Origin of the sequence: Flavobacterium eburneipallidum (assembly GCF_027111355.2) — a bacterium.
Taxonomy (GTDB): domain Bacteria; phylum Bacteroidota; class Bacteroidia; order Flavobacteriales; family Flavobacteriaceae; genus Flavobacterium; species Flavobacterium eburneipallidum.
In genome coordinates this window covers 764217-777652 of sequence record NZ_CP114291.2, presented here as the reverse complement: position 1 = coordinate 777652, position 13436 = coordinate 764217, and the positions used below count along the sequence as shown (strand labels likewise).

The following is a 13436-nucleotide window of genomic DNA, read 5'->3' as shown; positions in this document are numbered from 1 at the left end:
ACAAAACCAGCTTTATATTAAGCCAAAACCAGTAGTGTTTCCAAAAGAGGTTTAGCGGGCGAAGTCGGAGACATTCGCCCAGCACAACCGTAGCTTTATGAATATTTATCTTTTAGGGAACTCTTCGAGGAGCTGGGGTAAGGGATAGTATGCCCAAAAGTGATGGAAAACACGATAAAACCTCTAGAAATTACTCAAAAAAAAAAAAAAAGAGGAATATAAATCCTCTTGCTATTCTCTCTAAAACTTTTACGATAAGTACATAGGTTGACGGACGTGTAATCGGTTCCGTTCAACAGGAGTTTCATTGTTCGTGCTGCGCACGCAACGAAACTCTAACTGTTGGTGGCTGTTGTTTCTATTTAACCCAAGATAAGGCTACTGATGCGTAAATAATTTTTGAACTTTCTGCTTTACCGTCAAAAAAATCAGTTGGTAAATTTTTTACTAATTCTTTAGCTTGTATTTTTGGTTTTAATTTCAAAATCTTTTGTAATTCAATTATTTTTTTGTTCTTATTTAATTGTTTTATAAGCGAGATTTTTAAATTTTCATCCTTTAATTCAATAATTTGAGAACCAATAGCGGTAATATTTTTGCTTTCGTCAATTATATTAAGTAACAGTAAATCTCTATAATATTTACTATTAATGGAATAATCTGCTTCTTTCATTAATTTTATAACATTTGAAATTTCTTTTAACGAACTTCTAGGAATTACATTATCGGATTTTAAAGATAGTTGTGTTTTTGTACTTCGTCCTTTTTGTGGTTCCTTAATTTTTGGTTTAATATCTAATTTAGATTGTAAAAACCAACTAATCAGATTTAATGAATAAGCTTCCCAGGTTTTGTCTTTAAAATCTTGTTTGAAAATTGATTTTAAAACTGTTGTTATATCATCTTTAGTGATTGAGTTTAAATTCATTTTCTTTAATTCTAAATAAGGTGTGTAATTTTGGAATTTATTTGTAATGAATGTAATAAAACCATTTTCTGTGATTTCTATTTCTTTTTTTGCAACACTATAAAAATCATCATTTTTTTTAATTAGACCAAAATTTCTTAATTCTATTAAAATATTTTCAAGACTCGTTTTTCCTATACTTTTTATATGTTTTTTTAGAATTGTTTCAATAGTTTGTGGTTCTGCGGAATCTTTGAAAAGTAAAAAAACTTCTAAACATAATGTTACACGTTGTCTTATCAAATAACTTTCACCAATAGTAGGAATAATGTTTGTAACTAAATAATCTCTAAATATGTCCCAATAAATATTATAATTAGCACCTGATTTAATTATTAAACGCTTATTTAACAATGAATCTATTATTTTGCTTTCAATTGATTCTCCAACTTCAGAAATTTCAAAAAATGCTCCTTCATATGCTTTTTGAGCAATTAATTTTAAACCATTCAATTCTTCAGGTTCTATTCTTTCTTTATCCTTTTCAAATAAATCTATAATATTAAGATTTGATTCAATAAGTTTATCTTTTTTTAGTCCTCCTTGAATTTGCTCAAAAATATGAATACATAATTTTTTAGTAAGCCAAGGTAAACCTTGTGAGCTTTCTTTAATCCTGTTTTTTATATCTTTATCAAGTTTTCCTATGGATTGTTCTAATTGTTTAATTATACCATCAATTTCCTTTTCACCAAAATCTCCAATTATAAATTCTCTTGATTGTTCTTTAGCTTGTTGCCAATAATAATATGCTGGGTCATCATTTGGTATGAAAAATTCAGATTTCCAAGAAAAACCAACGATTAAATTTGGTTTTTTATCTGTGACATCACTTAAGAACTTGTAAAAGGATTTAAATAAATCTTGCTTTCTAAAAACGTCTTCAAATTGGTCAAAAATAAGTACTAGATATTTATTTTCAGCTTTTAGTGATTGAAATAAATCTTCTATTGATTCTGACGATAGTAAATCTAAATTTGAAGTAAATTTGACTTGCTTGCTGAAAATAGTCTTTTTAATAAATTTTTTTTCTATTGCTTTATTGATAAGCTTTTCAAATGATAAAGCAACAAAATTATCAGACAATGCACTTCTTGTGTCGATGGCAAGTGTGAAAAATTTATTTTTATAATATTTATTTTCGCAACGTGATTTAATTTCAAGTAATAAAGAACTTTTTCCCCAACCTGATTTTCCATTTAAGTAAAAGATTCTCTTATGTGTTTTGTCAGTTTGAACTTCTTTGAAAAAATCTAAAATTTGTGTTCTAATAAAATCTCTCCCAACAAAATGATTTTTTGTAGAAGAAGCAGGTAAATAATCATACCAATATTCACTTTCTTGAACTTCTGATATAGTTTCAACAACAACCTCTTTTTTTATTAATTCATTTTTTTTTATAGGTTCAATAAAATTTGTTATTGCTTCTAACTTACTTAACTCATCTATTCGCTTTACGATTAATTCTACAGTTTCTTTTTTTACTTCTAACGAATTATTATTAGCATTAACAACAATAAATTTTGTTGGAAATAAATTTGCTTCATCTACTAAATAAATTAAAAAATCACCAAAATGAGTAACTGCTAGTATTTTTTTAGAAATTGTAAATGAATTTAACTTTGAAATTGGTTCGAAAATTTTATTAGCATCGGAGAGCATTTGAATTATATCAGAGGGTTCAAAAAAAGTTAAATTTTTATATTTAGCTTTTTTTCTGATTTCACTTAATAGAGCACCAGCTTGATATTCTAATTCTTGTGTTCTAAAAAAATATCCATAATCAGCTTCTTGAAATTCAACGTTAAAACAGAATTTACTTAATTCATCTGAACTAACTTTTTCTTTTGCTTTACATTCTACATAAAGAATTTCGTCTTTATGTTTATGATTAGCAATTAAGTCAATTTCCATTCCTGAAAAGTTTATATTTCCTCTAATATCATATTGATGAATTGCAAGTAAATTTCTAATAAGCGTTTCAAAACAATTTCCTTTAGCTTTATTTGAAGAGCCTTCCTCAAGTATGATTTTAATTTCTGTTTTCATTTACAAGGATTTTGTTTACCGGATATTTTTCTTACAATTGCCACCAACGTCAGTCCGCTTGGCGAAGGGAAAAAAGGCCTAAGTATTATCTAAATTTGGCCTTTTTTTCTTTTGCCAAACTTATATATACTCGCTACAAAGTAGCGACAATCCGCCCAAAATTAGGTAGATTGGCGAAGGTTTATTTCACTTTATATTCTCCGCTAATATAATCATTCCATTCTTACAAAAAACAAAAAACCACCCAAAATCAAATTTCAGGTGGTTTTTTTAAAATATTAAAATTCAGAAATTAAACCGTATGTTTCGGGTTGAAACCGTCTTCGCTTAATTCGGTGTGTTCATAATCGGCAACCATTTCGGCTTCGTAATCTACTTTTTCGCCTTTAGAGAATTTAGCGATTATTTTTTCCATGATTTCATAAATCACAGGAACGATAATCAGGGTTAAGAATAAAGAAGAAATTAATCCACCAATAATTACCCAAGCCAAACCATTTTTCCATTCGGCTCCAGCTCCTGATGCCAATGCTATTGGGAACATACCAAATACCATGGCAATTGTCGTCATCAAAATCGGACGCAAACGAGCGTGATTCGCTTGAATTAACGCCGTTCTGATCGATTCGCCAGCTGCTCTTCGTTGGTTGGTATAATCCACTAACATAATCGCATTTTTACACACAAGACCAATCAACATAATGATTCCCAAAATGGTAAATATATTCAAGGTGTTATTAGTCAAAGCCAAAGCCATCATCGCTCCAATAAACGAAAGCGGAATGGCAAACAATACCACAAACGGGTGAACAAAACTATCATACAATCCAACCATTACCAGGTAAACCAAGATAATAGCGGCTAATAATGCAATTCCCAAAGTACCAAAACCCTCGCTTTGATTTTCTTGGTCACCACCCCAAATGTAATTGACTCCTGCAGGTTTTTTTAGTTTGTCTAATTTCTCTTGCCATAGCGCTACAATGGTTCCAGAGGCAACCCCAACGTTTTGTCCTTTAACCGTTACCGAAGCCGTTTTGTCTCTACGCTCTAATTGGCTAGGCCCAGAACCTTCAGAAATAGTAGCAAATTGTGCTAATTTAATTTGTTGTCCAGCATTGTTTATGAAAATCAAATTACTAACATCGGCAATACTTTTTCTGTCAAAAGCATTGTATTTGATATTGATGTCGTACTCGTATTCACCTGCTCTGAACTTTCCGTCAGTATTACCGCTATAAGCCGTTTGCATAGTCATACCCACCGTTTGAAGGCTTAATCCTAATGCTGCCATTTTATCTCTATCTACCTGCACGTTTACTTCAGGATTTCCGTCCTCGACACTCAATCGGATTTCGGTAGTTCCTGGAATAGTACGCAATTCGGCTTCGGCTAATTTGGCAAATTTCATTGCTTCCTCTGTTGATGGTCCTGTAACAATTAATCCAAGAGTAGCATCCTCGGCAGTTCCTAAAATACCTACTGGAACTGTTTTGATTTTGGCTCCCACCAATACTTTTTCTAATTTACGTTTGATTTTGGCTGCATAAACAGAAGCGTCGTCCGAACGTTCGGATTGTTCAATCATCTTTACATCAATCTCGGCTTTGTAAGCCGTAGCTTGCGATGCGCCAAATCCTTCACTGGTTTGACCAATGGTCGTAATTTGACTTTCTACATACTCTTGTCCTTTCAAATACGCTTCGGCTTTTTGAGTCATAAAGTTGGTTTGTTCTAACGAAGCGTCTTTTGGCATTTCGATTTGCACTAAAAACTCTCCACTATCTGATGCCGCAAAGAATTCTCCTCCGATAAAACCTCCTGCCATCAAACCTACTGTAGAAGCGAAAAACAATACCACTACAACAACAATGGTTTTAATATAATGATCCAAACACCAGTTTAACAATCCAGTAACCCAGTTGGTAAAGCGAGTTAATATTTTTTCGAATCCAAGAATCGATTTTCCGAACCAGTTTTTACCTTCAATGTGTTCTAATTTTCCAAAACGAGAAGACAACCACGGAATAATCGTAAACGAAGCCAATAATGAAAATAAGGTAGAGATAATTACCGTAACACAAAACTGCGTGATAATATTAGACACTAATCCTGAACTCATCGCAATAGGTAAAAATACCACCACAATTACTAATGTAATAGAAGTAACGGTTCCGCCAATTTCGGCAGTTCCGTCATAAGCGGCACGAACACGACTTTTGCCCATTTCCATGTGTCTGTAAATGTTTTCTAATACCACAATAGCATCATCAACCAAGATACCTACCACAAGCGACAATCCCAATAAACTCATTAAGTTCAGGGTGTAACCCATCAAATAAATCCCAATAAAAGTCGCAATTAACGATACCGGAATCGACACCATTACAATCAAAGAGTTACGAATACTGTGCAAGAAGAACAACATTACAAAAGCCACCAAAATTACGGCAATCAACAAATCGTGGATTACAGAATCCGCAGCTTCCAGCGTATAAACTGTACTGTCTTTGGCAATTTCTAATTGTAAAGCATTTTTTTCATAATCTACTTTTAAGTTGTTGATGGTTTTAACCAACTCTTCACTTACCGCAACCGCATTGGCATCCGACTGCTTAACAACTTGCAAGATAATAGCACTTTTTTGATCTACTCTCGAAATTTTTTCAGCAATTTTTTGAGCATCTTGAACATCTGCAATTTCGCCCAAACGAATTTGAATTCCGTTTTGAGAAGAAACTACCAAATTTCTTAATTCTTCAACACTCTTGTATTTTCCTGCCAAACGAATCAAGATTTTTTGATCACGCGTTTGGATATTTCCTGTTGGAAAATCCAAGTTGGAAGTCAAAATGGTTTGTTGCACTTGCGGAATTGATAATCCGTAACCTTGCATTTTTACAGCATCCAGATTGACTTGAATTTCACGTTCCTGACCACCTACTATCCTTACTTCGGCCACACCAGGAACACGAGATAAAACGGGTGCTACTTTTTTGTCAATCAAGTCATAAAAGGTAGCTTCGTCCATTTTGGCATTGGCACCAATGGTCATAATTGGCAAATCACTCAAAGAGAATTTAGTCAATGCGGGTGTTTTAGCATCATCTGGTAAATCACTAATAATGGCATTGATTTTTCGTTGCGCATCATTCATCGAATAATCTACTTTTGCATTGGATGTCAATGAAATCGATACGATAGACAAACTTTCGTAGGATTTAGAATCAATTTTTTTGATATTTTCCAAGGATGCAATCGCATCTTCAATTTTTTTGGTAACTGTATTTTCTACCTCACTCGGAGAAGCTCCAGGATAAACAGTCGAAATAGTAATTACGTTTTGTTCGAATTTCGGGATCAATTCATAGCCCAATTGGCTGTAACTGAAGAGTCCACCAAGGGTTAATATTGTAAACAATACAATGATTAACGAGGGACGTTTTATGGATATTTCTGCTAATTTCATATATTTTGTTTTAAAGAGTGATAAGTAATTAGTGACTGGTGATTAGCCTTGAGTACAGTTCATAACTAATCACTAATTACTAGTCACTAATTACTTTTATTTAATAATTTCTACTGCATTACCATTTTGTAGGTTAATTTGCCCTGTAATAATTACTGTATCACCTTCGTCTAATCCGTCAACAATTTCTACTTGATCGCCTAGAATTCTTCCAGCAGTTACTTTTTTCAATTTAGCAGTTCCGTTTTCTACAACAAAAACTTCGTTAGCACTTACACTTCCTACGAAAGCATTTCTTGGAACTACTTTCAACAATTTCTTTTGTTTCGAACCAAAATTAGCCGTTCCGTACATTCCCGCTTTTAGGCTATTGTCCGAGTTGTTAGCGATTTCAATTTCTACCGGAAAGTTTAATGTTGCATCCGCTTTAGCAGCAACAAAAGTGATTTTTCCAGAAAATGTTTTATCAGGAAATACGCTTGAAGTAACATTTACTGTATTTCCTTTTTTCAAGCTAGCTACTTGACTTTCGTCAACAGTAACATTCAATTTCAATTTAGAAACATTCACAATATCGAATAATGAAGTAGCTGGCATTCCAGTCAAAATAGATCCTGGTTCGATGTATCTTTTGTTGATAAAACCTTTGATTGGTGCTTTGATTCGAGTATCTCCTACATTGATTCTGGCTTGTTTTAAGTTGGCTTCAGCATTAGTCAAAGCTAATTTGGCTTGATCTAATTGTTGTTTGGTCACTCCACCTGATTTGAATGCGTTTTCATAACGAGCATAATCTGATTTTGAATTTTGATAAACTGCATTTGCCGTTTGAGCATTTACATCAATTACATCGCCTCTTACAGTTGCTAATGTTTGACCTACGCTTACATAATCGCCTTCTTTTACTAAAACGCTGATTACCTTTCCTGATTTTTCTGCACAAAAAGTCAATTCTTGGATAGGTTCAAAGCTTCCGTTTGCTACGAAATCCAACACAATTTCTTCTGTTTTTACTGGAGCTACTTTTACAGAAACTGTTGCATTTTTTTCGGCAACAATATCAGTCTTCGCTTTGTTCTCGGCTTTGTTACTCGTCAAAATATATCCAATTACTGCCAATGAGGCAACAATTATTAGTACGGTTGTTATAATTTTTTTCATATTCGTTATTTGTTTATAAGTGATTTAAGTTGTCCTTTGGATTTGATTAATGCTATTTCAGCTAATTTGTATTGTAGTAAAGAAGTGGTGTAATTGTTTTGAGCGGCTACCAATTCGTTTTCAGCATCCAACAAATCAGTTAAAGAAGCCAATCCTTGAATGTAATTATTATTGGTATTAGTCAAAACTTCTTGTGCCAATTGTGCATTTTGCTTTTGATTATTGATGGAAATAAGGCTATTGTCAATTTGAGTTTTAGCATTTTCAAATTCTAAATCGAGAGCCAATTTCGTTTCCTCTAAATCTACTTTTATCGATTTTAATTTATTATCCGCTTGACGAACTTTGGCTCGTGTTCCAAATCCACTGAAAATAGGAACTTGCAAATTCAAACCAACTGAAGCAAAATCAGACCAATACACTCCGTCGGATGGTTTTTTGAACCAAGGCATTTCTGGTCCTTGTCCTATATAATTATAGCTTCCTGTTAAAGAAAGTGTTGGATAATAGCCCGCTTGAACTGATTTTTTTTGATACTCTAAAAGTTGTTCGTTCTTTTTTAGCAGTGCATATTCTGATCTTGTGGTTGTATCTGGTTTGGCAGAAAGTGCTTCTGGAGTTACTTCAAATTCAGTTTCTGGAATTGAAATAGTCGTTTCTATAGGCATTCCCATCAAAAATTTTAAGGAATTCTCCTGAAGAGCTATAGCATTAATAGTTTGCTGGCGTTGTGTGTTGATGTTCGAAACACGAACTAAAGTTCGATCTAAATCAATTTTTTTTGCCAAACCGTTATCAAATTGCCCTTTGATAATATCCTTAACTTTAGTAGTGTTTTTTAAATTGTTATCTAAAACATTTAAGTTTTGGCGAGTAACATACACCTGATAATAAGCATTAGCTACTTTTTCTATAAGCTGTTCTTCGGTCAATTGCGCATTGATTTGGTAAAACTCTCTAGTTGACTTTGATGCTTTCAATCCAATAAAAACCGATTGATCATACAAAGCTTGATTTAAAGAAACTCCTGCAACTGAATTCCATTTTTGTCCAAAAGCAGCTTGGATTGTAGTTCCTGGCGTACCAAAAGCAGCTCCATCAATTACTGTAGTTTGCAAAACAGGATTGTAATTTAAGCTTCCATTAGCCGTAATTTGTGGCAAAGCTCTAGAGCGAACTTCCTGAATTTGGTATTCACTATTTTCTACATCTAACTTTGCTTTTTTTGCATCGGCCTTGTTTTCTAGCGCATAGGTTATGGCTTCTTTCAAGGTTAGGGTTTTAACTTGTGCATTGGTAGTCCAACCAAGAGAACACAATAGTATTAGAATTATTTTTTTCATTGATTATATATTAACGTTTTTTAATTGTTTTTCGAGTTCGATTATTCCATCAGCTGTAGCCATAGCTCGGGTGTGGTATTCTAAAGCTTCAAATTCTAGTGTTTCAGCTTCCGCCTCTGAAGGTGTGTTTTCGTTGATACTAAAAATCAAATAATAGTAGAATTTAACATAAACCTCTACATTCAAATCACTTCGATATAGTTTTTGTTCAATTCCTTTTTCGATATTTTGTCTAAAACAAAATTCACATTCTTCAATTTGAAATTTTAAAGCATTATGATATATTTCTGGATAATGCTTTTTTAATTGATAAATAGGAGAAGTATCCGAAGATTTAAACATCTCGGCAAACATGCGTCTGATTTCAAAATTTTCAGCAATAGCATTGAAGTTTTTAGATATAGCTTCTTCTATTAGCTTATGCACTTCTTTATGAAGCAATTGCACACTCTCTTCAACTAGAATTTCTTTGTTGCAAAAATATTTGTAAATCGTTTTTTTTGAAATACACATTTCGCCTGCGATGTCATCCATAGTAATACTTTTAAAACCAAGTTTTAAAAACATTTCGCCTGCTTTTGCTATAATTTTTTCTTTCATTTTTTTTTACTGAATTAACTTCAGCGCCTTTATTGATGTAAAAGTAAGTTGGAAGATTTTAACTAAAAATTGGTTTCCAAGATGTTTACAATAACTTAACTTCTTTAGATTGAAAACTCCAAATTAGCCACTAGTTTTAGATTTTTTCCTAATCCAAATTTTTCATTCGAATTATTGAAATTTTTATCCAATCCAAAGTCATTTCTATTAATGTCGCCTTTTATTTCAAAAGCAGCTTTACGACTTCCGTTGTAATTGTTGATGCCAATAAATTCAGCATCCAATTCCACCATTTTGGTAACATCTTTTATCGTTAAATAACCTTTCAAGAAATTGATGTTATTTTTAATTTTTTGAAACGAAGTCGATTTGAAACGAATCAAAGGCTTTTTAGGATTGTTTTTTGAATCTCTTTTTTGAGAAGGAAATGTGTTACTGTCTAATAAAAATTCTACCGATGCGTCTTCAACTTCATCTTCATCCATAGACACAAAACCATTGAATTGATTGGTTTCGCCACCTAAATACGTAATTGTAGCATCTTTTACTTTGATTAACACATCCGATTGGTTTGCATCAATAGCCCATTTTGTTGTCATAGTTGGTTGAATTTTATGTTAAAAAGACTTTTTGTGTTAAAATTTATGGTGCAAATATAAAACGGAAACTTTGAATACCAAAATAGTTTCCAAAGTATTTTTTAAATTATTTCCCCCAATTGCGATGATTTGATTGGTTTTCGCTAATAAAGTCTGTTAAATTGCTGGTTTTCCTGTTGAAAACACAACAGATTCCTGTGAAGTGTTAGAATGCAATAAAAAATAATTGGTATTTTTTAGCATTATGCAAAAAAAAAACGACACTTTAAAAATGTCGTTTTTTACTATTTAAGCTTTGTATTTAAAATTTATTCTTCCTCGCTCAAAGCATTCCAGCCTCGAGCTTTTAGCGGAATTCGAGTATTGGCTCGGGTTACCAAATGAATTCCTTCGCTTTCTTGGGTCATGTGACCAATAATCGTGAAGTTTGGATTTCCTTTAATCTTCTCAAAATCTTCCATTTTGATAGTGAAAAGCAATTCATAATCCTCGCCACCGTTAATGGCTACCGTTGTGGCATCCAAGTCGAATTCTTCGCAAACATTCATAAATTGCGGATCCAATGGCAATTTGTCTTCATACAAATTACAACCCACTTTGGATTTTTTGCAAATGTGCATAATTTCAGAAGACAATCCATCCGAAATATCAATCATTGCTGTTGGTTTTATTTCCAATGCGTGCAATAAAGTACGTACGTCTTTACGAGCTTCTGGCTTCAATTGACGTTCGATTAAATACGTATAAGCATCTAAATCAGGTTGCGAATTTGGGTTTACCTGAAATACTTGTTTCTCTCTTTCGAGAACTTGCAACCCCATATAAGCAGCACCAAGATCGCCTGTTACCACCAATAAATCAGTCTGACCAGCACCGTTTCTATACACAATTTCGTTCTCTTCGGCTTCGCCAATAACGGTAATACTGATAATCATTCCTTTTTGAGATGAAGTGGTATCGCCACCGATTACGTCCACTTTGTATTCATTGGCAGCAAGCGTAATTCCGTCGAATAATTCTTCTAAAGCTTCCAAAGGAAAACGATTAGAAACCGCAATTGAAACCAAGATTTGAGTCGCTCTGGCATTCATCGCACAAATGTCAGAAACATTGACCACAACTGCTTTGTAACCCAAATGCCTCAAAGGCATATAAGCCAAATCAAAATGAACGCCTTCAATCAATAAATCAGTTGAAATAACGGTTTTTTTGTCCTTGAAATCCAAAACGGCTGCATCATCTCCAATTCCTTTTAATGTGGAAGTTTGATTGATTTCAAAGTTTTTAGTCAAGTGGTCTATCAAACCAAATTCGCCTAATTGAGCAATACTGGTTCTTTGTGGAGTTTTATCTTCGATCATTGTGATTTATATTTTAAAGTTGCAAAGGTACAAAGAACAGAAGGCTTTTTGAGAAATAAAAAAACAGTTTCGATTCTGTCATTTTATTTATCCTTAAATTTATGCCATTCAAAAAAAAAACAGAAAATGAAACCATTCGATATTGTTACCATTACCGTAAATCCAGCTTTAGACAAAACAGCTCATTTCAAAGGATTAATTCCTGAACAAAAAATTCGTTGCGAGGAGCCTCGTTATGATGCTGGCGGTGGCGGAATCAATGTTTCCAAAGCTATTGCCAGATTGGAAGGAGAGTCCTTTTGTGTTTTTACTTCTGGCGGTCCAATTGGGTCGATGTTGGAAGGATTAGTTCAAAAAGAAAATATAGATTTCGAAGCCATCAAAACCAAAAATTGGACAAGAGAAAGTTTCGTTGCTGTTGACGATAATACCAATTCGCAATATCGTTTTGGTTTTTCGGGTTCTGCAATTTCTGATGAAGAACAAAAAAAAATTATTCAAACTATTCAAGAGTTGAAACCCAAATTCTTGGTATTGAGTGGCAGTTTGAACGAAGGTTTGCCAACGGATTATTATAAAAACATTGCCGATTTAGCAAAAAAATTAGGTTCGAAAGTAATTGTAGATACTTCGGGAGAAGCCTTGCAAAAGATCTTGGAAACTGGCGTTTATTTAATAAAACCGAATGTCGGGGAATTGGCCAAATTAATTGGGGTCGAAAAATTAGAAATAGATGAAGTGGTTCACGCCGCACAAACCTTAATCGAAAAAGGCAGTGCCGAAATTATTGTTGTTTCGCTTGGTCCACAAGGAGCAGTTTTGGTAACAGCAACTCAAACCGAGTTTGTTTCGGCGCCGAATGTAGCCAAGAAAAGCACCGTTGGAGCTGGCGATAGTATGGTTGGCGCAATGACCTGGGCATTATCCCAAAACAAAAGTCTGAAAGAAGTCGTGCAATGGGGTGTTTCCTGTGGATCTGCAGCCACGATGAACGAAGGAACCCAATTGTTTAAACTGGAGGATGCAAAACGACTATTTGGGTGGTTGCAAAATAAATAAAATACTACTGACAAACTGTTGTCACCAGCTGTATCTACTTTTGAAGAAATAAAAATAAAAACTTTAAAATTATGAAAACATTAGCGCAACAAGTTATTACTCCTGAAGATTTATTGAAACACTGGCAAGGGCATCGCGCCTTAACCCGTCGTGTAATTGAATCATTTCCTGAAAAAGATTTCTTTGAATTCTCCATTGGCGGGATGCGTCCTTTTGCAAAATTGATAGATGAACTTCTGGCTATTGGCGCACCTGCTTTGAAAGGGATTGTAAATCGAGAAATTCAGCCTTATAATGAAGAAAGAGCAGAAAAATTGATTTTCAAAGCGCAATACCTAGAGAAATGGGATGAAGCTACAGCAGAAATCAATCAGCATTGGGAGAAATTAACAATAGAAGATTTTAACGAAACCTTTAATTTGTTTGGTCAATACGAATTCCCGATTATTCATAATATTCTATATTTCATTGATAACGAAGTACATCATCGAGGTCAGGGATATGTGTATTTGCGTGCGTTAGGAATTACACCTCCTTTTTTCTGGGAAAGATAACATTTGAATTTAAGCCGTTGGGTGTAATTATTAAATCTTTAGAAATTGTAAAATTTGAAACGCATAGAATCATAGAAAAAAGAGTTATATAGCCGATTTATCGGTACACATAGCTATGATTCTTTAATAAAGTGAAACGACTTTAAAGTTAATAAAAACTATGTTTCTATGTGTTAAAAAAACTAAATGAAATTACACCCAACGGGTTTGAATTTACCATTAAGACATTAAGAAAATTAAGTATAAAAACTTAATGTCTTAATGGTTTATAAAT

9 protein-coding genes are annotated in these 13436 nt (G+C 33.4%); 2 read left to right on the top strand and 7 right to left on the bottom strand.

The features are described 5' to 3' along the window. Window positions 1-358: 358 nt before the first annotated feature. The 7 genes from OZP15_RS03305 to thiL all read right to left on the bottom strand — a co-directional run bounded on the left by OZP15_RS03305 (window position 359) and on the right by thiL (window position 11549). Window positions 359-3016, bottom strand: a complete 2658-nt coding sequence (locus OZP15_RS03305; protein ID WP_281336997.1) for an nSTAND1 domain-containing NTPase — start codon at window positions 3014-3016, stop codon at window positions 359-361. A 292-nt stretch (window positions 3017-3308) separates the two neighbouring features. Further along, window positions 3309-6485 (bottom strand): efflux RND transporter permease subunit, encoded by a 3177-nt coding sequence (locus OZP15_RS03300; protein ID WP_281336996.1) that lies wholly within the window; start codon window positions 6483-6485, stop codon window positions 3309-3311. Between the two features lie 96 nt (window positions 6486-6581). Next, a complete protein-coding gene (locus OZP15_RS03295) occupies window positions 6582-7646 on the bottom strand; it encodes an efflux RND transporter periplasmic adaptor subunit (RefSeq protein ID WP_281336995.1) in 1065 nt (354 codons plus the stop codon). Between the two features lie 5 nt (window positions 7647-7651). Next, complete coding sequence (locus tag OZP15_RS03290; RefSeq protein WP_281336994.1) at window positions 7652-8989, bottom strand: TolC family protein; 1338 nt, start codon at window positions 8987-8989, stop codon at window positions 7652-7654. Window positions 8990-8992: 3 nt separating this feature from the next. Next, the gene (locus OZP15_RS03285) at window positions 8993-9589 is read right to left on the bottom strand and encodes a TetR/AcrR family transcriptional regulator (protein WP_281336993.1); all 597 of its coding nucleotides are present in this window, start codon (window positions 9587-9589) and stop codon (window positions 8993-8995) included. Between the two features lie 104 nt (window positions 9590-9693). Next, window positions 9694-10188, bottom strand: coding sequence for a YceI family protein (locus OZP15_RS03280; RefSeq protein ID WP_269227057.1), 495 nt, complete (start codon window positions 10186-10188; stop codon window positions 9694-9696). Between the two features lie 308 nt (window positions 10189-10496). Then, window positions 10497-11549 carry a thiamine-phosphate kinase gene (thiL, locus tag OZP15_RS03275; protein WP_269227056.1) on the bottom strand — a complete coding sequence of 351 codons (1053 nt, stop codon included), beginning with the start codon at window positions 11547-11549 and terminating at the stop codon, window positions 10497-10499. A gap of 126 nt (window positions 11550-11675) precedes the next feature. Between thiL and OZP15_RS03270 the strand changes: the two genes are divergently transcribed. Together OZP15_RS03270 and OZP15_RS03265 are read left to right on the top strand one after the other, a co-directional pair. Further along, window positions 11676-12608 carry a 1-phosphofructokinase family hexose kinase gene (locus OZP15_RS03270; RefSeq protein WP_281336992.1) on the top strand — a complete coding sequence of 311 codons (933 nt, stop codon included), beginning with the start codon at window positions 11676-11678 and terminating at the stop codon, window positions 12606-12608. 71 nt (window positions 12609-12679) lie between these two features. Next, window positions 12680-13162, top strand: a complete 483-nt coding sequence (locus tag OZP15_RS03265) for a DinB family protein (protein WP_269227053.1) — start codon at window positions 12680-12682, stop codon at window positions 13160-13162. Window positions 13163-13436: the final 274 nt, after the last annotated feature.